This is a genomic window from Acidimicrobiia bacterium, assembly GCA_040902765.1.
Taxonomy (GTDB): domain Bacteria; phylum Actinomycetota; class Acidimicrobiia; order Spongiisociales; family UBA11373; genus DATKBG01.
Genome location: JBBDWO010000026.1, coordinates 55,226 through 78,973, shown reverse-complemented (window position 1 = coordinate 78,973; position 23,748 = coordinate 55,226). Strand labels below are relative to the sequence as shown.

Annotated in this window: 25 protein-coding genes; 3 read left to right on the top strand and 22 right to left on the bottom strand. The window is 69.1% G+C overall.

Features of this window, described 5'->3' with window-relative positions:
* Positions 1-54 precede the first annotated feature (54 nt).
* From WEA29_07420 to WEA29_07380, 9 genes are all read right to left on the bottom strand, one after another.
* A complete protein-coding gene (locus WEA29_07420; GenBank protein ID MEX2323586.1) occupies positions 55-1,590 on the bottom strand; it encodes a Gmad2 immunoglobulin-like domain-containing protein in 1,536 nt (511 codons plus the stop codon).
* Positions 1,587-2,099, bottom strand: coding sequence for a sigma-70 family RNA polymerase sigma factor (locus tag WEA29_07415; protein MEX2323585.1), 513 nt, complete (start codon positions 2,097-2,099; stop codon positions 1,587-1,589). Before WEA29_07415 ends, WEA29_07420 begins: the two co-directional genes overlap by 4 nt.
* 119 nt (positions 2,100-2,218) lie before the next feature.
* On the bottom strand, positions 2,219-2,614 hold the full coding sequence (locus tag WEA29_07410; GenBank protein ID MEX2323584.1) for an Rv3654c family TadE-like protein: 396 nt from the start codon (positions 2,612-2,614) through the stop codon (positions 2,219-2,221).
* Positions 2,601-2,936: a TadE family type IV pilus minor pilin gene (locus tag WEA29_07405; GenBank protein ID MEX2323583.1), complete on the bottom strand. Its 336-nt coding sequence runs from the start codon at positions 2,934-2,936 to the stop codon at positions 2,601-2,603. The genes WEA29_07410 and WEA29_07405 overlap by 14 nt, the downstream gene beginning before the upstream one ends.
* A gap of 23 nt (positions 2,937-2,959) precedes the next feature.
* Positions 2,960-3,127 carry a DUF4244 domain-containing protein gene (locus tag WEA29_07400; GenBank protein MEX2323582.1) on the bottom strand — a complete coding sequence of 56 codons (168 nt, stop codon included), beginning with the start codon at positions 3,125-3,127 and terminating at the stop codon, positions 2,960-2,962.
* 15 nt (positions 3,128-3,142) lie between these two features.
* Positions 3,143-3,769 carry a type II secretion system F family protein gene (locus WEA29_07395; protein MEX2323581.1) on the bottom strand — a complete coding sequence of 209 codons (627 nt, stop codon included), beginning with the start codon at positions 3,767-3,769 and terminating at the stop codon, positions 3,143-3,145.
* Positions 3,766-4,434, bottom strand: a complete 669-nt coding sequence (locus tag WEA29_07390; GenBank protein ID MEX2323580.1) for a hypothetical protein — start codon at positions 4,432-4,434, stop codon at positions 3,766-3,768. Before WEA29_07390 ends, WEA29_07395 begins: the two co-directional genes overlap by 4 nt.
* Positions 4,428-5,486 carry an ATPase, T2SS/T4P/T4SS family gene (locus WEA29_07385; protein MEX2323579.1) on the bottom strand — a complete coding sequence of 353 codons (1,059 nt, stop codon included), beginning with the start codon at positions 5,484-5,486 and terminating at the stop codon, positions 4,428-4,430. Before WEA29_07385 ends, WEA29_07390 begins: the two co-directional genes overlap by 7 nt.
* Positions 5,474-6,025, bottom strand: a complete 552-nt coding sequence (locus WEA29_07380; GenBank protein MEX2323578.1) for a hypothetical protein — start codon at positions 6,023-6,025, stop codon at positions 5,474-5,476. Before WEA29_07380 ends, WEA29_07385 begins: the two co-directional genes overlap by 13 nt.
* A gap of 172 nt (positions 6,026-6,197) precedes the next feature.
* Here WEA29_07380 and WEA29_07375 point away from each other — a divergent pair, with 172 nt between their 5' ends.
* On the top strand, positions 6,198-6,983 hold the full coding sequence (locus tag WEA29_07375) for an HAD family hydrolase (GenBank protein ID MEX2323577.1): 786 nt from the start codon (positions 6,198-6,200) through the stop codon (positions 6,981-6,983).
* Between the two features lie 471 nt (positions 6,984-7,454).
* Positions 7,455-8,087: a peptide-methionine (S)-S-oxide reductase MsrA gene (msrA, locus tag WEA29_07370; GenBank protein ID MEX2323576.1), complete on the top strand. Its 633-nt coding sequence runs from the start codon at positions 7,455-7,457 to the stop codon at positions 8,085-8,087.
* 69 nt (positions 8,088-8,156) lie between these two features.
* Here the strand turns inward: msrA and WEA29_07365 are convergent, their stop codons facing one another.
* From WEA29_07365 to WEA29_07305, 13 genes are all read right to left on the bottom strand, one after another.
* On the bottom strand, positions 8,157-9,590 hold the full coding sequence (locus tag WEA29_07365; protein ID MEX2323575.1) for an MFS transporter: 1,434 nt from the start codon (positions 9,588-9,590) through the stop codon (positions 8,157-8,159).
* Entirely contained in the window at positions 9,587-10,180 is a 594-nt protein-coding gene (locus WEA29_07360; protein MEX2323574.1) for a winged helix-turn-helix domain-containing protein, read from the bottom strand. The genes WEA29_07365 and WEA29_07360 overlap by 4 nt, the downstream gene beginning before the upstream one ends.
* A 46-nt stretch (positions 10,181-10,226) precedes the next feature.
* Positions 10,227-11,171, bottom strand: a complete 945-nt coding sequence (locus tag WEA29_07355) for an ABC transporter permease (protein ID MEX2323573.1) — start codon at positions 11,169-11,171, stop codon at positions 10,227-10,229.
* The gene (locus WEA29_07350) at positions 11,168-12,262 is read right to left on the bottom strand and encodes an ABC transporter permease (GenBank protein ID MEX2323572.1); all 1,095 of its coding nucleotides are present in this window, start codon (positions 12,260-12,262) and stop codon (positions 11,168-11,170) included. Before WEA29_07350 ends, WEA29_07355 begins: the two co-directional genes overlap by 4 nt.
* Positions 12,259-13,782: an ABC transporter ATP-binding protein gene (locus WEA29_07345; protein ID MEX2323571.1), complete on the bottom strand. Its 1,524-nt coding sequence runs from the start codon at positions 13,780-13,782 to the stop codon at positions 12,259-12,261. Before WEA29_07345 ends, WEA29_07350 begins: the two co-directional genes overlap by 4 nt.
* A gap of 4 nt (positions 13,783-13,786) precedes the next feature.
* Entirely contained in the window at positions 13,787-14,881 is a 1,095-nt protein-coding gene (locus tag WEA29_07340) for a BMP family ABC transporter substrate-binding protein (GenBank protein ID MEX2323570.1), read from the bottom strand.
* 116 nt (positions 14,882-14,997) lie between these two features.
* Positions 14,998-15,585: a hypothetical protein gene (locus WEA29_07335; protein ID MEX2323569.1), complete on the bottom strand. Its 588-nt coding sequence runs from the start codon at positions 15,583-15,585 to the stop codon at positions 14,998-15,000.
* Complete coding sequence (locus WEA29_07330) at positions 15,582-16,385, bottom strand: glycerophosphodiester phosphodiesterase (protein MEX2323568.1); 804 nt, start codon at positions 16,383-16,385, stop codon at positions 15,582-15,584. The genes WEA29_07335 and WEA29_07330 overlap by 4 nt, the downstream gene beginning before the upstream one ends.
* A 294-nt stretch (positions 16,386-16,679) precedes the next feature.
* Complete coding sequence (gene hutI, locus WEA29_07325) at positions 16,680-17,891, bottom strand: imidazolonepropionase (protein MEX2323567.1); 1,212 nt, start codon at positions 17,889-17,891, stop codon at positions 16,680-16,682.
* Between the two features lie 77 nt (positions 17,892-17,968).
* The gene (hutU, locus tag WEA29_07320; GenBank protein ID MEX2323566.1) at positions 17,969-19,624 is read right to left on the bottom strand and encodes a urocanate hydratase; all 1,656 of its coding nucleotides are present in this window, start codon (positions 19,622-19,624) and stop codon (positions 17,969-17,971) included.
* A 41-nt stretch (positions 19,625-19,665) separates the two neighbouring features.
* A complete protein-coding gene (locus WEA29_07315) occupies positions 19,666-20,778 on the bottom strand; it encodes an aminotransferase class I/II-fold pyridoxal phosphate-dependent enzyme (protein MEX2323565.1) in 1,113 nt (370 codons plus the stop codon).
* Positions 20,779-20,786: 8 nt separating this feature from the next.
* On the bottom strand, positions 20,787-22,295 hold the full coding sequence (gene hutH, locus WEA29_07310) for a histidine ammonia-lyase (GenBank protein MEX2323564.1): 1,509 nt from the start codon (positions 22,293-22,295) through the stop codon (positions 20,787-20,789).
* Positions 22,292-23,197, bottom strand: a complete 906-nt coding sequence (locus WEA29_07305) for an arginase family protein (protein MEX2323563.1) — start codon at positions 23,195-23,197, stop codon at positions 22,292-22,294. The genes hutH and WEA29_07305 overlap by 4 nt, the downstream gene beginning before the upstream one ends.
* Before the next feature lie 45 nt (positions 23,198-23,242).
* Here WEA29_07305 and arfB point away from each other — a divergent pair, with 45 nt between their 5' ends.
* Positions 23,243-23,674 carry an alternative ribosome rescue aminoacyl-tRNA hydrolase ArfB gene (gene arfB / locus WEA29_07300; GenBank protein ID MEX2323562.1) on the top strand — a complete coding sequence of 144 codons (432 nt, stop codon included), beginning with the start codon at positions 23,243-23,245 and terminating at the stop codon, positions 23,672-23,674.
* Positions 23,675-23,748: the final 74 nt, after the last annotated feature.

Below are 23,748 nucleotides of genomic sequence, written 5' to 3'. Positions count from 1 at the left end.
GCCGGTAGCCGGTAGCCGGTAGCCGGTAGCCGGTAGCCGGTAGCCGGTAGCCGGTCAGTCCCAACCGACGAAGTACATCCAGGTGCCGTCCTCGCGGATGCCGACCCGGTAGCCGCCGTAGCCGAACTCTTCCCACAGGGCGAAGTCGGAGTCTTCATAGATCCGACCCAACTCGGCCCTGATCGCAGCCGAGACCTCCGCCCACGGGAGACCAAAAGCCGACGGCCAGGAGTACATCGTCCCGTCGGGCGTCTGCCGGGTCCCGTACGGCATGGTGAGCAACTCGGCCATGTACAGCGTCGGCTGTTCCGTGGCCTCGATGCTCTTCCACTGCGGCGTCGGATCACCCGGCTCTCCACCGAACGACCAGGTGAGGGTGTCACCCGCCAGATCGGTCAGGGCCGCCCAGTCGCAGGTACGCGCCGCCGCCCAGATGGCAGCTCGGGTCTCCGCCACCGCGGCGGGCAAACCGTCCTGGTCCTCCAGCGGGGTGGTCGCCTCCGCTCCCGAGCAGTCGGCGACAGGCGGACTGGCGACCGGCGGGCCCTCGCCCGGCGCCAGCGTCACCCGGTGCGACCGAATGGTGATCCGGCTGCCGTCCTCCATCGAGTCGGTGTAGGCATACAGGATGCCGGGCTGGGCAGCGTCGAGTTCGTAGGGGATCTCCACCTGCCAGTCGCCCCAGCAGCCGGTGCCGCAGGTGGCCGTGGTGAACCCCTGCCACAGCACGGTGCCGTCGAGGAGCGTCAGCTCCAGGAGCAGGGTCGCCTCGAAGGTGTTCGCCTTGCCGTACGCGACCAGCGGGTTGCCCGTCGTCGCGCCGTAGGCCGGCGAGTCGAGGAAGACCAGAGGCAGGAGGTCGTCGAAGCCTTCCCTCGTGGCCGGGTCGTCGAGGACGATGCCCTCACCGCCGAACACGGTGGTGGGCTCGCCGCCGACCTCGAAGCGCACGCCGGTGACGCCGTCGACCGCGGTGGCGGTGTAGATCACCTGGGCGAGGCGCCCCATCATCGAGAACGACCCGCCGCCACCGACGAACTCGGCCGATACGTAGACCGTGACGACTCCGGTGACCTCGTCGTACTCGAGACCCGAGTACACCGCATCCTCTGGGATCGTGCTGGAGAAGCCGACCGGGCCGTCGACGTCGCCATCGAACAGCGCGGTGAGCGCCTGGTGGGCGATCCCCGGGACGTCGCCGTCATCGCCGCGCACTTCGGCGCGGACCGCGATGGAGATCAGGAACGGTCCGCTCACCCACCCGTCGTCGAGTTCGGCGAAGAAGTAGGCCCGGGTCTCCACGAAGGAGACGACCGGCTGCGTCGTCGTGGTCTCAGCCGCCGCCGTCGTAGTGGTGCCACCGTCGCCCACCACCGGCGTGCGCGGACCGGTCAGGATCATCATGACCCCGCCGACCGCCAGGACCGCAGCGGCCGCGGCCGTAGCGATAGCCCAGCCGGGCATCGGCCGGCGAGCGGTGCGGGCCCTGGTCCCCATGATGCGCTCGGCGAGCGCCGCCGGGGCCATCGGCTCGTCTTCGGGCGGGACCGGGTTGCGGTCACGCATGTGCTCGAACGGGTCGCGGCTCATCGGACACCTCCATCGTCATGACCCCAGGCTTCGGAGAGACGCACCCGGGCGCGATGCAGTCGCACCGCGGCGGCGTTGGCCGTGCAGCCGAGCACCTGCCCCATCCCGGTCGGGTCGAGACCCTCCCAGGCGGCAAGCATGAGCACCTCTTTATCGGCCTCCGACAGCGACGCCAACACGGCGTCGAGATCGACGGGATCCTCCACTGCCGGTGGGGGCGGGGCGAACCGCGCCCTCTCCTGCAAGCGAAGCCGTCGGGCCACCGACCTGCGCTGGTTGGCGACGACCTTGCGGGCCACGCCGTACAACCACGGCAATTCGGACCCCTCGGGGATTCGTCGGATGCTTCGCCAGGCCACCGTGAACACTTCGGAGGCGGCGTCGCCCGCTTCATCCCGTCCCAGGCGACGAGCGGCGTATGCGAACACCGACCCGTAATACCTGTGGAACAGGCTGCGGAACGTCTCCTCCGAGGACCACGGGGCCGAGCCACTACGAATGGCGGTCATCGTGCTCTCCATGATGGTGTCTATGTCCGAGAAGGGGGTGGGATTACAGGGGGGAGGACGCAAAACGCTCAACGCAAGACGCGTCGGGCGTTCAGCGTTGAGCGTTGAGCGTTGATCCGCTACTCGCTACTCAACAGCCTCGCCGGGGTGAACTCGGCCTTGCCGACGGCGCGGACGGCGATGCGGCCCGCAGGCCAGAGATGGGCGACCTTCTCCACTTCGACGTGGACGGTACGCGGATCCCATGACCGGTCCAGCCGGCACACACACGAGATAAGCGTGGCGCCATTGGCGGCGGCCAGGCGACGCGCCTCATCCGTCGGCGACCCGGAGGCACCGAACGGAAGGAAGGTCACCGGTGCGGCAGCGAGTGCGGCGGCATCCGCCGCCGTCGTCGCCTCGACACGGGTCCGGAAATAGGCACCGACCGAACCGAGCGCCGCGCCGAGGAGCAGCGCGATGGCGATGACACCCAGCAGCAGGAGCGACGCTGCACCGCGCTCACCTCTCGACACGCATCACCGCTCTGCCAACCAGCACCACCTCGACGCCACCGAACAGGGGCGCGGCGATGCGATGTCGTAGGTGCACCACGACCTCGGCGTTTCCCCCGACGTACGTGTCCCGTCTGACGGTGACACGGGCCTCGGAGCCCGCGGCGCCGAGCGATCGTCGAACGGCCTCCACGGCGCGGTCGGTTCCCGGCTGGGTCGCCGCCTGACGCGCCCCCTCGCGGGCGGCATGTGTCACCTCGAGCTGAGCGCGAGCCACGACCGCCACTTCTACGACGGCGAGCAGGACGAGTAGGACCAACGGAAGAACCAACGCGAACTCCACGGCGGCGCTCCCCGACTCGTCCCTCACCCGGCGATGCCGCGAACGCGCGCGATCACGGCGTCGAAGAAGGCCGGCAGTGCATTCGACCCGGACGCCCAGGTGATCAGTGCGAGCGCGACGATGGCGGCGGCGACGATCACCAGTGCGTATTCGGCGGTCGCCTGGCCGGCATCGGATCTGAGATGGTGCATGGGCATGCCTTTCTGTCAGGGAGCGGTACCGAGCCGCGCCAGCGCCTGAAGGAGAGCCGGCCCCACCGCCAGCAGCACGAAGCCGGGCAGGATCAAAAGGGCCAGCGGAAGGAGCAACCGCACGGGGAGTCTGCGGGCGGCCGTCACCCGAGCGGCGTGCTCGGTGCGCCGCCGCGCCGTGGCGTGGGCCGCGATCGCCGAGGCGAGTGGGGCACCGGAAAGCGCCGCCGCCGAGGCGACACGACCGATTGGCTCGAGCGCACCCGATGCCGCGCTCAGTGCGGCCGCGGCACCGCGACGCTCCATGTCATCGAGCAAGCGATCGACATCGTCACCGAGGTAGGAGCCGAGGTGCGGGCGTGCTTCCTCCAGCGCGCCTCGCACGCTGAGGCCCGCGGTGAGACCGAGTGCCACGAGATCGGCAAGCAGCGTGGCATCCGCCTCGACCAGCGCGCCGCGCTGCTTCACGGCCGCCGCCCGGCGCCACCGAGTCCGGGCGACGGCAACCGACCCCACGGCTGCGGCCACGAGCGGCGACACGAGGACCGACCCGGCGAGGACGGCCCCGAGTGTTCCGCCACCCGGCCGGAACCGGTGGAACACGAACCACCCGAGGGTGATGACGACGAGGAGCCTCGTCATTGCGCCGATCGCCTCAGCATCGTCACGACGATCGCCACTCCGGCGGCCTGCATGGCGACACCCGCCGCCAGGATCGGCATCAGACCCGGATCGTCGAGGGACACCCGACCGCTGCCGATGGTGGCTACCAGCAGGATCAACGGGATGGAGGCGACGACCCACGCCGACGCCCGTGCCTGGGCGGTGAGCGCCTTCCGCTCGCGGGCGAGTTCTCCATGCTCGGCGGACAGCACAGCGATCATCTGGGCGACGGCGGCGGCCGGCCCACCGGACCGCGCCGCCAGCAGCCAGGCCGCCCCGGCGAGGCGACCGTTCACGGGGAGGGCCGAGGACAGGACGTCGGCGATGCGGTGGGCGGCGACACCGCTCCGAGACATGCGTCCGGCGAGTACGAGCCGGAGGCCCGGGAACTGGTCGACCGCGGTGGCGAGTGCCGACCGCAGCGAGGCCCCGGAACTCATCTCCGCAGCGAAGGCTCGGAGGAAGGCGGCCTCATCATCGGCCGATGGCCGGTAGGTTTGGGCGCGAAGCCGGGTCAGCACTGCCCACCCGGTCGCGCCGACGACTACCAGCCAGGGCTCCCACAGCGCCAGCACCACGAGTCCAACCACTGCCAGAGGCATCCCGGAAACGAGGCCGAGGCCGGCGAGGACCGCGGTCAACACGGCCAGACCTCGTCGAGCGAGCCATCCCGGACCGCTGCCACCACCGCGACGCGGCGAGCACCCTCCCGGCGCTCCAGGTGCACCACCGCGTCCACCGAGGACCACAGCAACCGGCGGACCGCATCCTCGGGGATGCGATGGACGCCCGACATGGCAAGGCTCTCGACTCGCCACATCGCCTCTTCGGCGCCGTTGGCGTGGACCGTTCCCATCGAACCGTCGTGACCCGTACTCATCGCCTGGATCAGGTCGAGCGCCTCCGGTCCGCGTACCTCGCCGACGACGAGCCGGTCCGGCCGGAGTCGCAGGGCATGGCGGGAGAGCGTGCGGAGTGTGATCTCGCCGGCGCCTTCGGCGTTTGGGGGCCGCCCCTCGAGTCGGACGACGTGCCCAGGGAGACGAAGCTCGGCGGCATCCTCCACCGTCACCACCCGTTCCGACGCCGGGATCAACCCGGCGAGCACGTTGAGCAGCGTGGTCTTGCCGGTACCGGTTCCACCGGAGACGAGGAGGTTGGCCCGGTCTCCGACCAGCCTGTCGAGCAGGGCAGCGCCCGACTCGTCGACGCCTCCGGCAGCGACGAGATCCGACAGGCTGGTCACGGTGGGCACGAATCGCCGGATGGCGACCACCGGTCCGTCCACCGATGCCGGCGGGATGACCGCGTGCAGTCGGGAGCCATCGGCGAGCCGCGCATCCACCGCAGGTGACGCCCGATCGATGCGCAGGCCGAGCGGGGCGAGGACCCGCTCCACGGCGGCGACGACGGCGTCTGCCGAGGAGAAGCGGATCGGGGTCCGCTCCAGCCGACCCGACCGCTCCACCCACACCTCATCAGGTCCGTTGACCAGGATGTCGCTGATCATCGGATCGGCTAGCAACGGCTCGATCGGTCCCAGACCCACCAGCTCGTCGACCGCAGCGCGCGCGGCACCCGGGTCGAGCGGTGCCTCCTCGGTGGCAAGGGCACGGGCGGCCCGGGCGAGCTCGTGACGACGCAGCGGCACACCGGAATCGAGCAGCCGCTCCACGATACGATCTACGGCCGCCACGGCAGCCCCCACACCGATCGGAAGGCGCGTACCCAGCGGTCGCGCGACGATGGTCGGCGGCCGAGCAGGATGGCGCGCACGGTGTCGGGCGACGGCACCGGGAGTCGAACCCCGATGGCCGGCATCGTCTCCCACGCCGGGGTCGCCTGGAACACCGCTGGGCCGGGGGCCTCGAACCATCCTCCGGGGATCAACAGCCGCACCGGCACCACCGGCCACCGACCGCCCTCCGGCGCCGGCCTCGGCGGGAGCCGCAACACCACCGTCGGGTGCGCACCCACCAGCGCCTCGACCACCGCCCGGGACCGTTCCGGAGCGACCCCACCGTTGCGCAGCACGCCGACGCCGCGGCGTGGGGTCAGGTCCGGTTTCCGGGGCCCATCGACGACCAGATCGGCCAGACTCCGCTCGCCCGGATAGGCGGGACCACCCGGGTCCAGGTCGACGACGAGGGCGTCACCCGCGCTCAGTGCCAGTCCGACCGGCGCCAGGGCACCGAGCAAGCCGTCGAGCGGCGTCCACACAGCGAGCACGGGCATAGGCCGACCGTATGGGAGGGACCCCCGCGACTCAAGGGGGTTGTATGGGAGTCACCAGTCGCCATCAGGAGAGGGTCACCTCCTTGTCTTGCGTTGAGCGTTGAGCGTCCTCACCCCTCCCCGCAGGGTGCGACCGACTCCGAAATCCTTGCGCTCCGTACACTCGGCCCCCATGGCCCAGGCTGCCTTCTTCGATCTCGACAAGACGGTGATCGCCCGGTCGTCGACGCTGGCGTTCACCGGACGGCTCTACAAGGCCGGCCTGATGGGTCGCCCGGCACTGCTGCGCGCCTCGGTCAGCCAGCTGATCTACGTGCTGTTCGGGGCGGGCGAGGACCAACTGGAGAGGACCCGTGACTCCCTTCTGAAGCTCACCAAGGGCTGGGACCGCGCCGAGGTGGAGCGGGTGGTGGAGGAGGCGCTGGAGGAGATCGTCTCACCGATCGTCTACGCCGAAGCCCTGTTCCTCATCGACGAGCACCTTCGCGAAGGCCGACGCGTCTTCATCGTGTCGGCGAGCCCCGAGGAGGTGGTCCGGCCCCTCGCCAAGTACCTGGGGGTGCCCGACGTGGTCGCCACCAGGACCGGTACCGACGCAGAGGGCCGCTACACCGGCACGGTTGAGGAGTACGTGTACGGACCGGCGAAGGCCGCCGCGGTGGAACGCCTCGCCGCCGTCCAGAACATCGACCTCGCCGACTCGTTCGCCTACTCGGACAGCGCCACCGATCTCCCGCTGCTGGAGATCGTCGGCTACCCGCACGCGGTCAACCCCGACAAGGAGCTTCGAGAGGTAGCCGCCCAACGCGGCTGGCCGATCCTCGCGTTCCACCGCCAGGTGAGCCTGGTCAAGCGGCTGACCCGCCCGGTCCCGCTCATCTCAGGCGCCACCGTGGCCAGCGCGGTCGGCGCCGCCCTCCTATGGATGCTGGCGAGAAGAAGGAAGAAGCGGGGTTAGGCAAGAGTGGCCAGCGGCCAGTGGCCAGTAAGAGCCGTAAGACGGCAGGTGCGCCGGGCGAGTTTGGGGGGTAACAGAGGGATGACGCGTCGCTCCTCACTTTCCTCCCCCGAAGGGGGAGGTGGCAGCGGCCCGAAGGCCGATGACGGAGGGGGAGGCCAGACGCGTCGCGAGGCCCTACGAAGGGTTCGCCCTCCCCCCTCCCCGCCGCTCGCTCCGCTCCCGGCGGTACTCCCCCCTACGGGGGGGAGGAACCGAAGAAGGCCCCCGAATGGGAGGCGGCAGGGACGCCAGACCGCTGACGCAACGACCCTTCCCTCGCGGTCCCCTCCCCCGAAGGGGGAGGTGGCAGCGGGCCGAAGGCCGCTGACGGAGGGGGAGGGCTAACGCGTCGCGAGACCCCACGTCGGGGTTTGCCGCTTGCGAATTGCGAATCGCGAATTGCGAATCGCGCCTCCTACCATCCACCCCATGCTCTTTCGCAAGACCGAAATGATCGATCCCGCCGACGCCTTGCCGGGGCGGCCGGATGCGATCCCGACCTCCGACACCCACTTCGTCAACGGGCGGTCGATGCATCCGCCGTTCCCCAAGGGCATCGAGACCGCGGTGTTCGCCCTCGGCTGCTTCTGGGGCGAGGAGAAGCTCTACTGGGAGGCGCCGGGCGTGTGGGTGACCGCCGTCGGATACGCCGGCGGCTCCACCCCCAACCCCACCTACGAGGAGGTGTGCTCCGGCCGCACCGGGCACGCTGAGGTGGTGATCGTCGCCTTCGACACCAACGAGATCAGCTACGAGGAGCTGCTGGCGATCTTCTGGGAGCACCACGACCCGACGCAGGGGATGCGCCAGGGCAACGACATCGGCACCCAGTACCGCTCAGCCGTCTACACCATCGGCGACGAGCAGCTGGCGGCCGCCGAACGGAGCCGTGACGTGTTCCAGGCCAACCTGACCGACGCCGGGATGGCCACCATCACCACCGAGATCCAACCGCTCGACGTCGTCTACTACGCCGAGGACTACCACCAGCAGTACCTGGCGAAGAACCCAAACGGCTACTGCCCCGACCACTCCTGTGGGGTGAAGTACGCCGACGGCTGAGACGCGGATCGGGGTGCCCCTGGGACACCCCGATCGCTGTCGTCAGTGCAGGAGGATGCACTCACATCGTCACGACGCCTCCGGCGTCGAACTCTCGGCCTCGCGCCGGGCCGCCTCGATTTTCTCCGTGGTGAGCCGCGGCAGCGCGTAGACGAGCAGCACGAACCCGGCGGCGGACGCCACCAGGAACGGCATCCGCAGCGAGAGGCTACGCGAGGCGAACACCGCGGTGAGTGCTGCGATGCCGCCGCCGACGAGGGACCCGATCGGCATCATGCCCCAGGCGAAGAAGCGGTAGACGCTGTTGACCCGACCGAGCAGGTCGTCGGGGATGATCGACTGGCGGAGCGACACCGTGATCACGTTCCACAACAGTCCGGTGAAGGTGGCGGCCAGGAACATGAGCCAGACCATCCACCACTTCGTCGACAGACCGATGACGAGAGGCGTCAACCCCTGAGCCACGAGCGTCAGCGCCAGCGCCGGGCCCGGCCCGATCGCCCTGCTCACTTTCGGCGCCACCACGGCCCCGATGACCCCGCCGACGGCGCCACCCATCATGAGCAGGGCAAAGGTGAAAGCGGCGACGCTCGACATCCCGAAGAAGTCGGCCATCGGCGCCAGCACCCCGGTGAACAGGCCGGTTCCCAGGTCGAGTTCCTCCTGGGCGAACAGGATGAACACCGAGAACGTGACCATGCCCAGGGCGTTCATGAACCCGAGGATGATCGCCATCGGCCGCAGCAACGGGTGCTTCCAAAGCCAGCCGAAGCCGCGCTTGATGTCGCGGACGAACTCACCGCGCCGCTCCTCCACGCTGATCTCGGCGGCGGCGCGCTTGGGTCGAAAATCGCCCTTGATGGTCAGGATGAGCAAGGCGGCCAGCGCGAAGCCTGCCCCGGTGACGAAGAACGGGATGGCGAACCCGATGCCGAGCAGGATGCTGCCGATCGGCGGGCCGACGAACTGGTTGGCCACCATCTCGGCGCCCCAGAGGTTGCCGTTCGCCTTCTCCAGATTGGACTTGTGGACGATAGCGGGCATGAAGGTCTGCGCCGTGTTGTCGCGTAGCACCTCGGCCATCCCCCGGAGCAGGGCGGTCGACATCAGCACCAGATACAGGCCGACGTTGGTGGGCAAGTCGATGCCGCCGGTCACCTCCGCCACCGTCGGCAGCGACGATGCGGTCATCAGGACGCCGATGCCGAGGACCACCATGAGCGCCGCCCTCAGGAAGTCCATCGACACCAGGATCTTGCGCCGATCGAGGCGGTCGGTCAGGACTCCGGCCGGGAGGGTGAAGACCAGCCAGGGCAGCTGCCCGGCGACGGCGATGAGCGCGATGAGCACCGGGTTGCGGGTCACCGCCGACGCCACCCACAGGTAGGCGATCATCCCAGCGCCGTCGCCGAGGTTGCTGGTCAGGCTGGCCCACCACAGCTTCCAATAGTTAGGGCCGAGCCGCACCTTCGGGGTGGCGGCAGGGGCTTCTTGCACGGTCATTCACGCTCCTTGGGTGCTTCGTCGGTCGATACGGGTGGAAGCGACGGTCGGTCGGTGGGGTACATTCCCATGAGTAGGCCGTAGACGGTGGTGCCGCTGCGCGGCTCGACGGCGAACCGCTCGGCGATGGCGAGGAGCTCATCGGCGAACTCGGTCACCCGGTCCTCTTCGATCCGGGCGTGCCGAAGCGTGAAGAACGCCTCCTCGTGATCCTTCTCGGGGCGCATCTCCTCGAGCGCCTCCAGGATGAAGTCGTTCCCCGGGCCGTCCTCACCAACGTGCGGGAATACATAGGTGGTGGCGACCCGCCCGTAGTACTTCTCGGTGATGGCGCGCACCTGCTCGGTGTGGACCACTTCGATGAGACCGGCCTCTTCGAGGAGTTTCAGGTGGTAGCCGATGCTGCCCTTGGGCCGACCCATCGCTTCGGCCAGCTGCTGGGTGGAGGCGGGCCGCTCGGCGAGCAAAACGATGATGTCGTTACGGGTCCGGTCGGCGAGGATCTTGGCCTGATCGGCATCGAGCACGAGCACCCCCTCGCGAGGGGCCTTGATGCTCCTGTGGGCGATCGGATCGTCTTTGGTCGGCATTTTCCGGATGATCGGATATTTCCGACCATATGTCAAGTGCCGTCGTTCAGCGCTGCTCCCTGGTATACGGACGGGTCAGTGCCGCAGGAGCCCCGAGGAACCTCCCGCGCCGACCGCCGGTCAGCAGGATGAGGACCACGATGGTGAGGATGAACGGCAACATCGCCAGGAACTGCGATGGCACCGACACGCCGTAGGCCTGGAGCGTGAAGTTGAGCCGGGTCACGCCGCCGAACAGGTAGGCGGCGAGCAGGAGCCGCCAGGGACGCCACGAAGCGAAAATGACCAGGCCGATGGCGATCCACCCGGCCCCGCCGGTTATCCCGTCCTGCCACGACGGCACCAGCGCCAGTGAGAAGTAGGCACCACCGAGGCCGGCGAGAGCGCCGCCGAGAACCGTGTGCACGTAGCGGATGCGCACCACCGCCACCCCGGCAGCATCGGCCGCCCCCGGGTCTTCACCGACGGCACGGAGTTCGAGCCCGGGTCTGGTGTGGAACAGATACCACGACACCCCGGCGACGAGCACCCAGGACAGGTAGACGAGAGCATCGTGTCCGAAGAGCAACGGACCCACCACCGGCAGGTCCGCCAGGCCCCCCGACAGGAGCGGTCGGAACGACGCCCGCGGAGGCTGTCCGACCAACGGTGGGCTCCCGGTACGACCGATGAACGTGGCAATCCCGGTACCGAGCATGGCGAGGGCGAGACCGGAGACGATCTGGTTGACCCTCAGCGTGATGGCCGGGAGTGCGTGGAGCAGGCACACGGCGGCACCGGCTGCGACCGCCGCAACGACACCGAATTCGAGGCGACCGGTCTGGCTGGTGGCCCAGAAGCCGCTCACCGCACCGACGAGCATCATCCCGTCGACACCGAGGTTGAGGATCCCGCTGCGCTCGGTGAGGATCTCGCCGAGGGCGGCGAACACGAGCGGCGTTCCCGATGCGATCGCCGCCACCGCGGTGAGGAGGAGCACCGAGTCGTTCATGTCCCCACGGCCTCCGTCGGGGTCACCCTGCGCACCCGAACCCGGTGCTCGAGCAGGAACGAACCCGAGACGGCGAACACGAGGATCAGCCCCTGGATCATGAGGACCGTCGAGGACGGCACCCGGATCGTCTGCAGGGCCGGACCGGCGCTGTTCAGCGCACCCATCAGCAGAGCCACCGGGATGACGGCCAGCGGATTGAGCCGCGCCAGAGACGCCACGATGATCCCGGTGAAACCGAGATTGACTGCCAGCGCCCGCGGTTCCAGCGAGCCGACCACGCCCGACACCAGGATCGCTCCGGCGAGACCGGCGATCGCTCCGGACAAGAGGAACACCCCGAACACCTTGCGACTCACCGGGATCCCTGCATATCGGGCGGTGCCCGGTGAGTCTCCGGCTATCCGGAACTCGTAGCCCCACCTCGTACTCCGCAGAGCCCACCACAGGGTGATCGCCACGACGACAGCCACGGGCAACCCCAGATCGAGGCGGCGCCACAGTTCGGGCAACGAGGCGGCGGCCGTCAGCGGTCGCCCCTGGGGAAAGTTCGTCGACGCCGGATCACGCCATGGGCTGAACGAACCGAACACCAGGAAGTTCATCAGATGGAGAGCCACGAAGTTGAGCATCAGGGTCGTGATGATCTCGTTGGTCCCGAGAGTCACCCTCGGCAGTGCGGCGACTCCGGCAAACAGCGCTCCCCCCAGCCCGCCAGCGAGGAGCACCGCCGGGAGCGCGATCACGGTCGGGGCCGTCGACAGGGCGATCCCGGCGCCAGCGCCGAAGATCGCGCCCATGTAGAGCTGGCCCTCTCCTCCGATATTCCAGATGAGCATCCGAAAGGCGAGCGCCGCGGCAACCCCGGTGAGAATCAGCGGCGTCGCCGAGACCAGCGTCTCGCTGAGCGCTCTCGACGAGCCGACCGACGTGCGCACTATGCGCGCATAGACCGCCAGCGGATCATGACCGGTCGCCTGGAGGAACACACCCGCCACGACGAAGGCGGCCAGGACCGAGACCACCGACACAAGAGCAACGAGCGGCACCCCGGCCCGTCGCCGTGGCTCGACAACGATCCGAGCGGTCATGTGGATCCCGCCATCAGCAGACCGATCTCGTCGATGGTGGCGCCCTCTCCCGACACCTCGCCGACGAGCTCTCCGTCTCGCATCACCACCACCCGATCGGACAGTGCGAGCAGCTCATCGAGGTCCTCGCTCACCAACAAGATGCCGACACCGCGATCCCGTTCGTCGAGCAGACGCGCTCGCACCGCGCTCGTGGCACCGACGTCGAGACCGCGAGTCGGGGCACACGCCAGCAGGACGTTCGGTCCGTGGTCGATCTCACGGGCCAGCACGGCCTTCTGCAGGTTCCCGCCTGATAGCAGCCTCACCGGCAGCCCCCGACGCGAACCGCGAACGTCGAATCGGTCGACGAGATCCGCGGCGTAACGCTCCATGGCCGGTCGGCGGATGGCGAACAGACCGGACATCTCGGGCGACCGATATCGACGAAGGGCGAGATTGTCGGCGATGGAGAGCCCGGGAGCCAGTCCGGTACCCAGCCGATCCTCGGGGATGAACCCCAAGCCGGCATCTGCCCGGCCCCGGGCGGTGCGGCGCGACACATCCCGGTTGCAAAGCGTGATGGTGCCGGCGTCCGCATCGCGAACACCAGCAACCGCCTCGGCCAGCTCGCGCTGGCCGTTGCCGGCGACCCCCGCCACCCCCACGATCTCGCCGGCCCGCAGGTCGAGATCCACCGATCGCACCGCGGGAATGCCCCGGTCACCCATCACCTCCAGGCCCCGAACGCTGAGCACGACCAGACCGGGTGAGGCAGGCCCCCGCCGTTCGGGGAGGCTGAACTCCCTGCCGACCATCATGCGCGCCAGATCGAGCGGCGTCGTCTCGGCGGCGTCCACGGTTCCGACCCGGCCACCGTCCCGCAGGACGGTGATGCGGCGAGCCACCGACAGCACCTCATCGAGCTTGTGCGAGACGAACACCACCGCGCGTCCCTCATCGGTCATCACCCTCATCGTGTCGAACAGGGTCAGCGCCTCCTGTGGGGTGAGCACCGCCGTCGGCTCGTCGAGGATGAGTATCCGCACCTCGCGATGGAGCAGTTTGAGGATCTCGACACGCTGCTGCTCCCCTACCGACAGCTGCCACACGCGGGCCGACGGATCGACGCCGAGGCCGTAGCGAGCTGCCAGGTCTGCGGTGAGGCGTTCGATGGACCGACGCGAAAGCCGAGCGGGCGTGTCCGGATGGCCGAGGACGATGTTCTCGGCGACGGTCAGGTTGGCCACCAGCTTGAAGTGCTGGTACACCATCCCGATCCCGGCCGCCAGCGCATCCGACGGTGACCGCAGTTCGACGAGCCTGCCATCGACGCGTACCTCTCCGCCGTCAGGGCGGTACAGACCGGCGGCGACAGCACACAACGTGGATTTGCCCGCACCGTTCTCGCCGAGCAGGGCGTGGACCTCACCCCACTCGACCTCGAAGTCGACACTCGAGTTGGCCGACACCCCGAAGAAGGCCTTGTCGATGGATCGGAGGGCGAGGGCGGCCGACGACCGGCCGCCCTCCCCGCCCATACTTTCAGCCAGTCGGGCTCCCGATCACTCCTTCGACGAAGTAGCCGGTCCCGAGAAGCTCACCGAGGCTCGGTACGACGCCCTCGCCGTAGATCAGAACGCCGTTCTGGTCGTACAGGGGTCCGACGAAGATGGCGAAGGTCCCATCGATGATCGCCGCCCGACGGCTCTCGATCAGCCCACGGGTCTCCTCACTCACGGAGGGGCCGAACGGCGCCAACGAGACCATCCCACCGGCCATGTTGCCGTAGTAGGACTCGCTGGTCCACGTCCCGTCGAGGACCTCGCGCGCACGCTGCAGGTAGAAAGGCCCCCAGTCCCAGACCGGGGCCGTCAGCCACGCCTCGGGCGCGAACACCGACATGTCGGAGTTGTACCCCACCCACTTGGCTCCGCGATCCGCAGCAGCCTGTCCCGGCGCCGGGGAGTCCTGGTGCATGGCGATCACGTCGGCACCGGCATCGAGGGCGGCTTCGGCCGCCTGACGCTCCAGATCGGGTCCGAACCAGGTGCTGGTCCAGATCACCTGCACCTGAGCATCCGGGTTCACCTCGCGAACACCGATCGTGAACGCGTTGATCCCGCGCAGCACCTCGGGGATCGGGAACGCGGCCACGTAGCCGATCAGATTCGTGGTGGTCGCGGCGCCGGCGGCGAGGCCAGTCAGATACCGCCCCTCCTCGGCCGCACCGAAGTAGTTGCCCAGGTTGTCGGCCTGCAGGAACCCGGTCGCGTGCTCGAAGGCCACATCGGGATAGTTCGCCGCTGCGGCCAGCATCGGATCCATGTAACCAAACGATGTGCCGAAGATCAGGTCATAACCGTCCTCCGCCAGGTCTTCGAAGACCCGCTGTGACTCGGCTCCCTCGGGCACGCTCTCCAAGAACGTCGTCTCGACGCCCGGAAGGTTCTCCTCCAGGTAGAGCCGGCCCTGGTCGTGGGCCCACGTCCACCCTGCGTCCCCGATCGGTCCCACGTACACGAAGGCGACCTTGAGCCCCTCACCGGAGTCCCCAGCCCCGTCGTCGTCGCCGCACGCACCCACCACCAGTGCGAACACGGATACCAGTACCAGACGCCGCAGCCAGCGACGATGCATGATCGATCCCTCCCCGTTTGGTCTCGCTTCGTCCGGCCGCCAGCGCTGCCGGGTGACCCCATTGTGCCGTCGCCCACGATCGCGCGCCACACCGACCACATCCCGGGCGGAGCTCGTCAGGCAGTGCCTGCTCGGACCGACACCGGATCGCCGATGCGGATCACGACGGGTCGTTCGAGACGGGAAACTTCGAGGATGAAACCGCGGACCCCCTCGTCGAGCGATGCCACGTCGGCGGCGATCTCCGACCGGGGAGCAACGCTCTGCCTCCCCAGCAGGAACGAGGCGAACTCCAGGCATGGTGCCGCCACCCGGGCACCCGGCAGGCGAAGCTCACCGCCCCCGGTGGTCACGACCAGGTCGCCCTCGAGGTCCTCCGCTCGGATCATCCGGTCGGTCTCCACGATGATGTTCTCGCCGGCACACCCCAGCGGCGCCGAACCGAAGAGATCGGCCATGGCGGCGTAGTGGGCGGTGAATCCGATCGACAGCGCCCGTCTTCCTCCCGCCCGGCTGCGGGGATGGGCGCCGTGGTGAGCGTCGACCACCCAGGCTCCGTCATGACGACCCACCATCCCCAGCGGACCGATGGCGGCCTCCTCGACGGCGAGGATCGGCCTCGGGTCGTATCCCTCACCGCGTGACTTCAGCGGGTCGCGCTGCACCTGAAGCCTGACGATCGAGCCGAGCAGCGCGTCGCTCACCCCGGACTCCTCCCGGTGACCACCTCGTTGAGCACATCGGGGCGATCGGTGACGATGCCGTCGACCCCGGCGTCCAGGAGCCGCCGCATGCGCGCCGCGGTGTTGACCGTCCACACGTGGATCTGTCGCCCGGCGGCGTGGACGGCCTCGATGAACCGGCGACTGGGTACCCACATCGCGCCCTTGCGCACGGGTACCTGAAAGGCATCCGCCTCGGTTTCGATCGGTCGCCCGCGCAATGCGGCCACAAAGGCGGCCCGGGTCTCCAGGGGCCCGGCGGAGGTGGCGACCCGACCGGCAGTGATTCGGCGGAACCCGGCTACCCGGTCGTCGAAGAAGGACCCGATGAGCACCCGGTCGCGAGCGCCGAGGCGCTCCAGTTCGTCGGCGAGCGCCTGTTCCATCCCGGTCTGCTTGAGGTCGATGTTGATCTGGAGGTCCGGGAAGGTGGTCAACACCTCCTCCAGCGACGGGATGCCCACCCCGGTGCCCCGGAACGGGTACCCGAGGCGGCGGCCAAAGGTGTGGGCGGCGTCGCGGCTCTGCAGGTCGGCCCAGTCGTGGTCCCACACCATCCCGGTGCCGTCGGTGAGCCGCTCCAGGTCATCGTCATGGAAGACGACCACCCGGCCGTCGCGGCTCAGGTGAACGTCGGTCTCCACGTAGCGGTACCCCAGGTCGATGGCACCCTGGAACGCCATCATCGTGTTCTGCGGCCACAGCAGCCGCGACCCCCGATGGGCGAACCGCAACGGGTGCTCGTGGTTCAGATAGGGCTTGATCGAACGCAGCCGGGACATGCGCACGAGACTAGGGGACGGCCGACAACGCTTAACGCTCGACGCACAAGACAACGCTTAACGCTTACGCTCAACGCAAGAGGTCCTGCGTTAAGCGTCAAGCGTCAAGCGTCAAGGGTCTAGCACAACGCAAGAGGTCCTGCGTTGAGCGTTAAGCGTTAAGCGTCAAGGGTCTACGCACAACGCAAGAAGGGTCCTGCGTTAAGCGTTAAGCGTTAAGCGTCAAGGGTCTACGCACAACGCAAGAAGGGTCCTGCGTTAAGCGTTAAGCGTTGAGCGTCAAAGGTCTACGCGTCATCCGCTCACCACCAACTGACCTCCCTTGACCACCTTCCAAACCAGATCCGTGCCCGGCCGGTACGGAATGTGATGGTGTGACGGCGCGTCCAGGATGACCAGGTCTCCGATGGTCCCCGGCACGACCCGACCGCGGTCGTCGAGACGCAGTGAGCGGGCGCTGCCGAGGGTCGCCGCCCACAGGGCCTCGTCGGGCGTCAGCCCCATCTCCAGGCACGCCAGGGCGACGACGAAGCCCATGTTCTCGACGAACGAGGTCCCGGGGTTGCAGTCGGTACCGAGGCCCACGGTGACCCCGGCATCCCACAGCATCCGGGCCGGAGCTTGGGCGGTCCCCATCGACAGTGAGGCGCCGGGGAGCAGCACCGCCACCACCCCGGCGGCGGCGAGGACGGCCGCGTCCTCGGCGGTGGCATGGTCGAGATGATCGGCCGAGGCCGCGCCCAGACGGGCGGCCAGTCCTGCACCGCCGCCGTGGCCAAGTTGTTCGGCATGGAGGCGGAGATCGAGGCCCACCGCCCGCGCCGCCTGCAGGATCCTCTCGGTCGCCTCGACCCCGAACGCAGCCGGGTCGCAGAAGACGTCGCAGAACGATGCCAGGGGCGCGCACGCCGGCAGCATCTCGTCGACCACCAAGTCCACGTAGTCGTCGATCCCGACGCCGCGGTCCGGGACGTGTGCACCGAGGAAGGTGGCGACGACATCGACCGGGGACCGCTCCCCGGCATCGCTGGTCGCTTCGAGGATGCGCACCTCGTCAGCCGTGGTCAGCCCGTACCCCGACTTGGCCTCGATGGTCGTGGTCCCGTATGCCAGCATCCGATCGAGCCGCGCCGCGGCCTCGGAGACCAGCGACTCGAACGGGGCCGCCCGAGTGGCAGCCACCGTCGAATGGATCCCACCCCCGGACGCCAGGATCGCCTCGTAGTCCTTACCGACCAGGCGGCGGGCGAACTCGTCGGACCGGTCGCCGGCGAACACCAGATGCGTGTGCGCATCGACGAACCCCGGGATGGCCGCCCGCCCGTCGGCATCCACCGACGGCACCCCGCGATACTCGTCGGGAACGTCGGCCGCCCTCCCCACCCAGGCGATCACCCCATCCCGGATGCCAACAGCACCGTCGCGCAGCACCGCCACATCACCCGGCACCCCCGACGCATTCGTCACCAATGCCCCGATGTTGGTTATGAGTAGATCAGATGGCATGACCGGCTGCCGGACGCTGTCTGCCTTCTGCCGTCGGCCATCTGCCTCTTGCCGTCTGCCATCTGCCGTCTGCCATCTCACTCCTCCATCGGCAACCGCACGCCGCGCTCCCGGGCCACCTCGATCGCCCGTGGGTACCCGGCGTCGGCGTGGCGCATGACGCCGGTGCCCGGGTCGTTGGTGAGCACCCGCTCCAGGCGCAGCGCCGCCTGCTCGGTGCCGTCGGCCACCACCTGGGCCCCGGCATGGATCGACTTGCCGATGCCGACCCCACCTCCGTGGTGGACCGCCACCCAGGCTGCGCCCGACGCCGTGTTGAGCAGGGCGTTGAGGATCGGCCAGTCGGCGATCGCGTCGGATCCGTCGAGCATCGCCTCGGTCTCCCGATAGGGGGACGCCACCGACCCGGAGTCGAGGTGGTCACGGCCGATGACGATCGGTGCCGAAACCGCGCCGGATCGGACCAGCTCGTTGAAGGCGAGGCCCGCTTCATGGCGTTCGCCGTAGCCGAGCCAGCAGATCCGGGCGGGGAGCCCCTGGAACGCCACCCGCTCCGACGCCAGCTGCAACCACCGCTGCAGGGGCAGATCCTTCGGGAACAGGCGGGACACCGCCTTGTCAGTGGTGGAGATGTCCTCCGGGTCACCCGACAGCGCGACCCAACGGAACGGGCCCTTACCTTCGGCGAACAGCGGGCGGATGTACGCCGGGACGAACCCGGGGTAGGCAAAGGCGTCGGGGTACCCGCCGGCGAGGGCCTCGCCGCGCAGGTTGTTGCCGTAGTCGAACACCTCGGCGCCGGCCCGCTGGAAACCGACCATCGCCTCGCAGTGTCGCGCCATGCTCTCCCGAGCCGCATCGACATACCCGGCAGGATCCTTCTCTCGGAGCCGGTCAGCATCGTCGACGTCGTACCCCGAAGGCACATACCCGACCAGTGGATCGTGGGCCGAGGTCTGATCGGTAACGATGTCCACCTCCAGACCCATCTCGAGCAGCGCCGGGAACACGTCGGCGGCGTTGCCCTCGACCCCGACCGACAGGGCGTGGCGCTTCCTCTTGGCTTCCAAGCAGCGGGCGATGGCGTCGTCGAGATCGCGGGCGCGCACGTCGAGGTAACGGGTCTCCAGGCGACGCTCGATCCGGGACGGGTCTACCTCGATGCACAGCGCCACACCACCGTTCATGGTGACCGCCAGCGGCTGAGCGCCCCCCATGCCCCCCAGTCCGGCGGTGAGCGTGAGCGTGCCCTCGAGCGTGCCGCCAAACCGCAGCTCGGCGATGGCAGCGAAGGTCTGATACGTGCCCTGGAGAATGCCCTGGGTGCCGATGTAGATCCAGGACCCGGCAGTCATCTGCCCGTACATGGTGAGACCGGCGGCTTCGAGCTCCCGGAAGGTGTCCCAGTCGGCCCAGTCGGGGACCAGCAGGCTGTTGGCGATGAGCACCCGGGGCGCCATGTCGTGGGTGCGAAACACCCCCACCGGCTTGCCGGACTGCACGAGGAGCGTCTCGTCGTTCTCCAGGTCGGTGAGGGTTCGGACGATGGCGTCGTACGCCTCCCACGAGCGGGCGGCACGACCGGTTCCGCCATAGACCACCAGATCCTCGGGTCGCTCGGCCACCTCCGGATCCAGGTTGTTCATCAAGCAGCGGAGTGCCGCCTCCTGGAGCCAACCTTTGGTGGTGAGCGTGGCACCCCGGGAGGCACGGACGGTGCGGGGGCTGCTCATACCCCTGAGGGTATCGGGCCGTGGTGACGACCGCCCCGTCGTCAGCGGGCTTCCAGCACTGAAGCCATCCGAGCGACGATCTCGACGAGGACCTCATCGTCGGTGGCGAAGTTGAACCTCACGTGGCCCTCGCCGCCCGGCCCGAACTGGGCCCCCTCGGTGAGGGCGACCCGTGCGTGCTCGAGCAGATGGGCGGCCGGACTCTCAGACAGGTAGGCGCTCAGGTCGATCCACGCCAGGTAGGTGGCCTCGGGCAATGGACACAAGGCCCGAGGGAGATGCTCCTCGACGAGGCTCACGAGTCGGTGCCGGAGACCGTCGAGGCGGCCCAGCACCTCGTTCAGCCAGGGACCGCCGTCCGAGTACGCCGCTGCGCTGGCGACGAGACCAAACGTACCGACACCGGCCTTGTCCGGCGTGAAGTAGCCACTCCACACTTCGAGGTCGCGACTATTGGTGAGGACCACCTGGGCGGCCTTGAGGCCGGGGATGTCGAATGCCTTGGAGGCGGCGGTGACCGTCACCACCGTCTCCGGGTCGAGGGCGGCGGCGACGCCGTGAGTAGACCCGGGATAGATGAGAGCGGCATGCACCTCGTCGGCTAGGACCCGGGCACCATGTGCCCGAGCCACGTCGATCACCGCGGCGACCTCCTCGGTGTCGAGACAGCGACCCGTCGGGTTCCACGGGTTGCACAACACCACGGAGCCTGCTCCGTCACGCAACGCCGCGGCGATCGCATCGATGTCGAGGCGCCAACGACCGTCGTCGTCCCTCCGTGACGACACACCCACCATGGTGCGTCCGGCCCGCTCCACCATCGAGAAGAACGGGTAGTAGGCCGGTGTGGGGACCACCACCGGCGTTTCCGGTTCGGTCAGATGGACCACCGCCCTCCGCAGGCCTTCGACGACATCCGGCGCGTGGGCGACACGCCCCGGATCGACCGACCATCCGAACCGCTGCTCCCAGAAGGCGCTGGCGGCGGCTGCCACGGCGGCCTCCGCCGCGGGAGACGGATATCCGGTGGCGGCGTCATCCACCGCCTCGTGGAGCGCGGCCGCGACCGGGGCTGCGATACCGAAGTCCATCTCGGCGACCCAGGCCGGCAGGACCTCCGGACCATGCTGGGTCCACTTGAGGCTCCGGCGCACTGTCCCGCTCACCCTGCCACCGAGCCCCGACGCACCAGGACCGCCACCGCTTCGATGTCGGGACCGGGCGGGCGGTCGCCGTCGAGGGGCGGGACGACCGACCTGATCGCCCGGTGCACGGAGGCCGTGCCCGGTGCGGGTTCGAGCGGCGCCCGCAGGTCGACGCCCTGGGCAGCACACAGCAGTTCGACGGCGAGAACCCGTTCCACGTTGTCGAGCACCGTCATGAGTTTGCGGCCGGCGCCCCAGCCCATCGACACGTGGTCCTCTTGGAGCCCGGAGGTGGGGATGCTGTCGACGGAAGCCGGATGACACAGCACGCGACTCTCGGCAACGAGAGCGGCCGCGGTGTACTGGGCGAGCATGTATCCCGAGTCGAGCCCGGGCCGGGTCGCCAGGAAGGGCGGAAGTCCCCCCGACCTGGTCGGGTCGAGCAGACGGTCGGTGCGACGCTCCGAGATGGATGCGAGTTCGGTCGCCGCCATCGCCAGGAAGTCGAGGGCGAAGGCGAGCGGCTGCCCGTGAAAGTTGCCCGCCGACACGACCTCACCCGAATCGAGGACGATCGGGTTGTCCACCACCGCTCCCAGCTCGCGTTCGGCGACGCCCGCGGCGAACTCGATCACGTCCCGCGCCGCCCCGTGAACCTGCGGGGCGCACCGCAGGCTGTATGCGTCCTGGACGGCGTGATCGAAATCATCGTGATGGCTGGAGTCGATCCCACTGCCTTCGATCGCTTCCCGGATCCGACGGGCCGACTCCGTCTGGCCGGGGTGGGGCCGCAGCGCGTGCACCTCGGCCATGAACGGACGCTGACTCCCCATCAAAGCCTCTACCGACAACGCACACGCCAGGTCGGCGGTGTCGGCGAGGCGACGGGCCCGGTGAATGGCGAGCACTAGATGGGCGAGCATGCCCTCGGTCCCATTGAGCAGGCTGAGCCCCTCCTTGGGCTGCAGCGTGAGCGGTTCCAGGCCGACGTCCGCAAGCACCTCGTCCGCTGGCCGGCGCTCGCCGCCCACCGTGACCTCGCCCTCGCCGATCAGCGGAAGGGCCAGGTGGGCGAACGGGGCGAGGTCACCAGAGGCCCCGACCGAGCCCTGAGAGGGCACCACCGGGAGCACGCCGTGTCGCAACAGGTCGACGATCCGCTCCACGACGACCGGGCGAACCCCGGAGTGCCCCTGCGCCAGGGTCCGGGCTCGCAGCAGCATCATGGCGCGCACCAGTTCTGCCGGCAGCGGATCGCCCACGCCGGCGGCATGAGAACGCAACAAAGCCACCTGCATCGCCGCCGACTCCGACGGGGGCACCCGGGTCCCGGCGAGGGCCCCGAAACCGGTTGTGACGCCGTAGACGACGGCGCCCGAGGCCACGGCGGCTTCGATCACGGCCCGCGCCGCCGCCATCCGGTCGGGGACCGACGGATCGATCTCGACGGTCCCCTCACCCGCGGCGACGGCCACGACGTCGTCGATGCCCAGCGGCCCACCGGTGATGGTGACCGTCCGGGTCACGACGATCTCCGCTGCGCCAGACCCGAGCAGAAAGCCAGGAAGGCGTTTACCACTTGCATCGTGGTCGCCCCTGAAGGATCCCGGGTCGGGTCGGCCTCCACGAAGTCGACCGCCACCACCGCCGTGTGGGAACCGGCGGCGCGACACGCCGCGGCAAGTTGTCGCGGCATCATCCCGCCCGGCCGCGCCCCCGGGCACCCGGGTGCGAAAGCGACGTCGAGCACGTCCATGTCGACGTCCACGAAGATCCGATCACAGCGCTCGGCGAGATCGTCGAGCGCTGTCGACACCAGCCACCCGGCACCGACCTCATCGATTGCGGCCATCGTGATCACCTCGATCCCTTGCTCCTCGCAGTAGTGGCGGTAATCACCCGAGTTGGCGAACGAGTGGATTCCCACCTGGGTGACGTTGCGACCCGGCAGGCCGTCCTCGATGAGACCGCGGATGGGTGTGCCGTTGGTCGGGCCGTTGTCGAGAGAACGCACGTCGTGGTGGGCGTCGAGAGTGAGCACGCCGACCCGTTCAAGGTGGCCAGGAAAGAGCCCCCTGACCAAGGGCCGGGTGATGGCGTTGTCGCCGCCGACGAACGCGTGGATCGCCGCGCCATCGAGTGCCCTGGCGAGGTCGGCCACACCTTCGAGAACACCGTGCATGTCCAGCGCATCGACCGCCCAGTCACCCAGGTCGGTGACCGCCAGACCGCCGATGTCGACGCGATCCTCGGAGTCCCAGGTCGAGAACCGGCCGAGCACCTCCCGGAACGCACCGGGCATGCGCCACGCCTCCGACGGACTCAGCGATGCCGAAGAGGTGGGCACCCCGACCACGGCCAGGTCCGGCGACGCCGAACCCGAAGCAAGCCAACCGTCGGCGCGGGGCCAGAGCGGATCGTCGATCATCCGCTCAGGCTACCGGCGGGGACCCCTCCCGTACGATGGGCCGTGATGAGCGGCAACGATCACCTCGATATCGGCGGCGTCTTCTCGATCCCGCCCGGCGAGCTCACCTGGCGCTTCTCGCCGTCCGGGGGACCCGGGGGCCAGCACGCCAACAAGGCGAACACCAGGGTCGAACTGCTGTGGGATGCCGGGACCAGCAGTGCCGTCCCCGAAGACCTGCGCGAACGGCTCCTCAAGCGCCTCGGAAACCGGGTTCGCGGCGGATCGGTGAGCGTCGTCGTCGACGACACCCGCTCCCAATGGCAGAACCGCGCCCTGGCGCGCCGGCGACTGGCCGGACTCCTCGTCGACGCGCTGCGCACGACCCGCACCCGCCGCCCCACCCGGCCCACGTTCGCGTCCCGAAAACGCCGCCTAGAAGCAAAGAGCCAAAAGGCCGAGACGAAGCGATTGCGGCAACGACCCGAGAGGGAGTGATCCGAAGCACTTAGTACGCACCAGACGGCCGCTGCGCGATCGCCCTCCCCCCTCCCCCCCTACGGGGGGAGAGA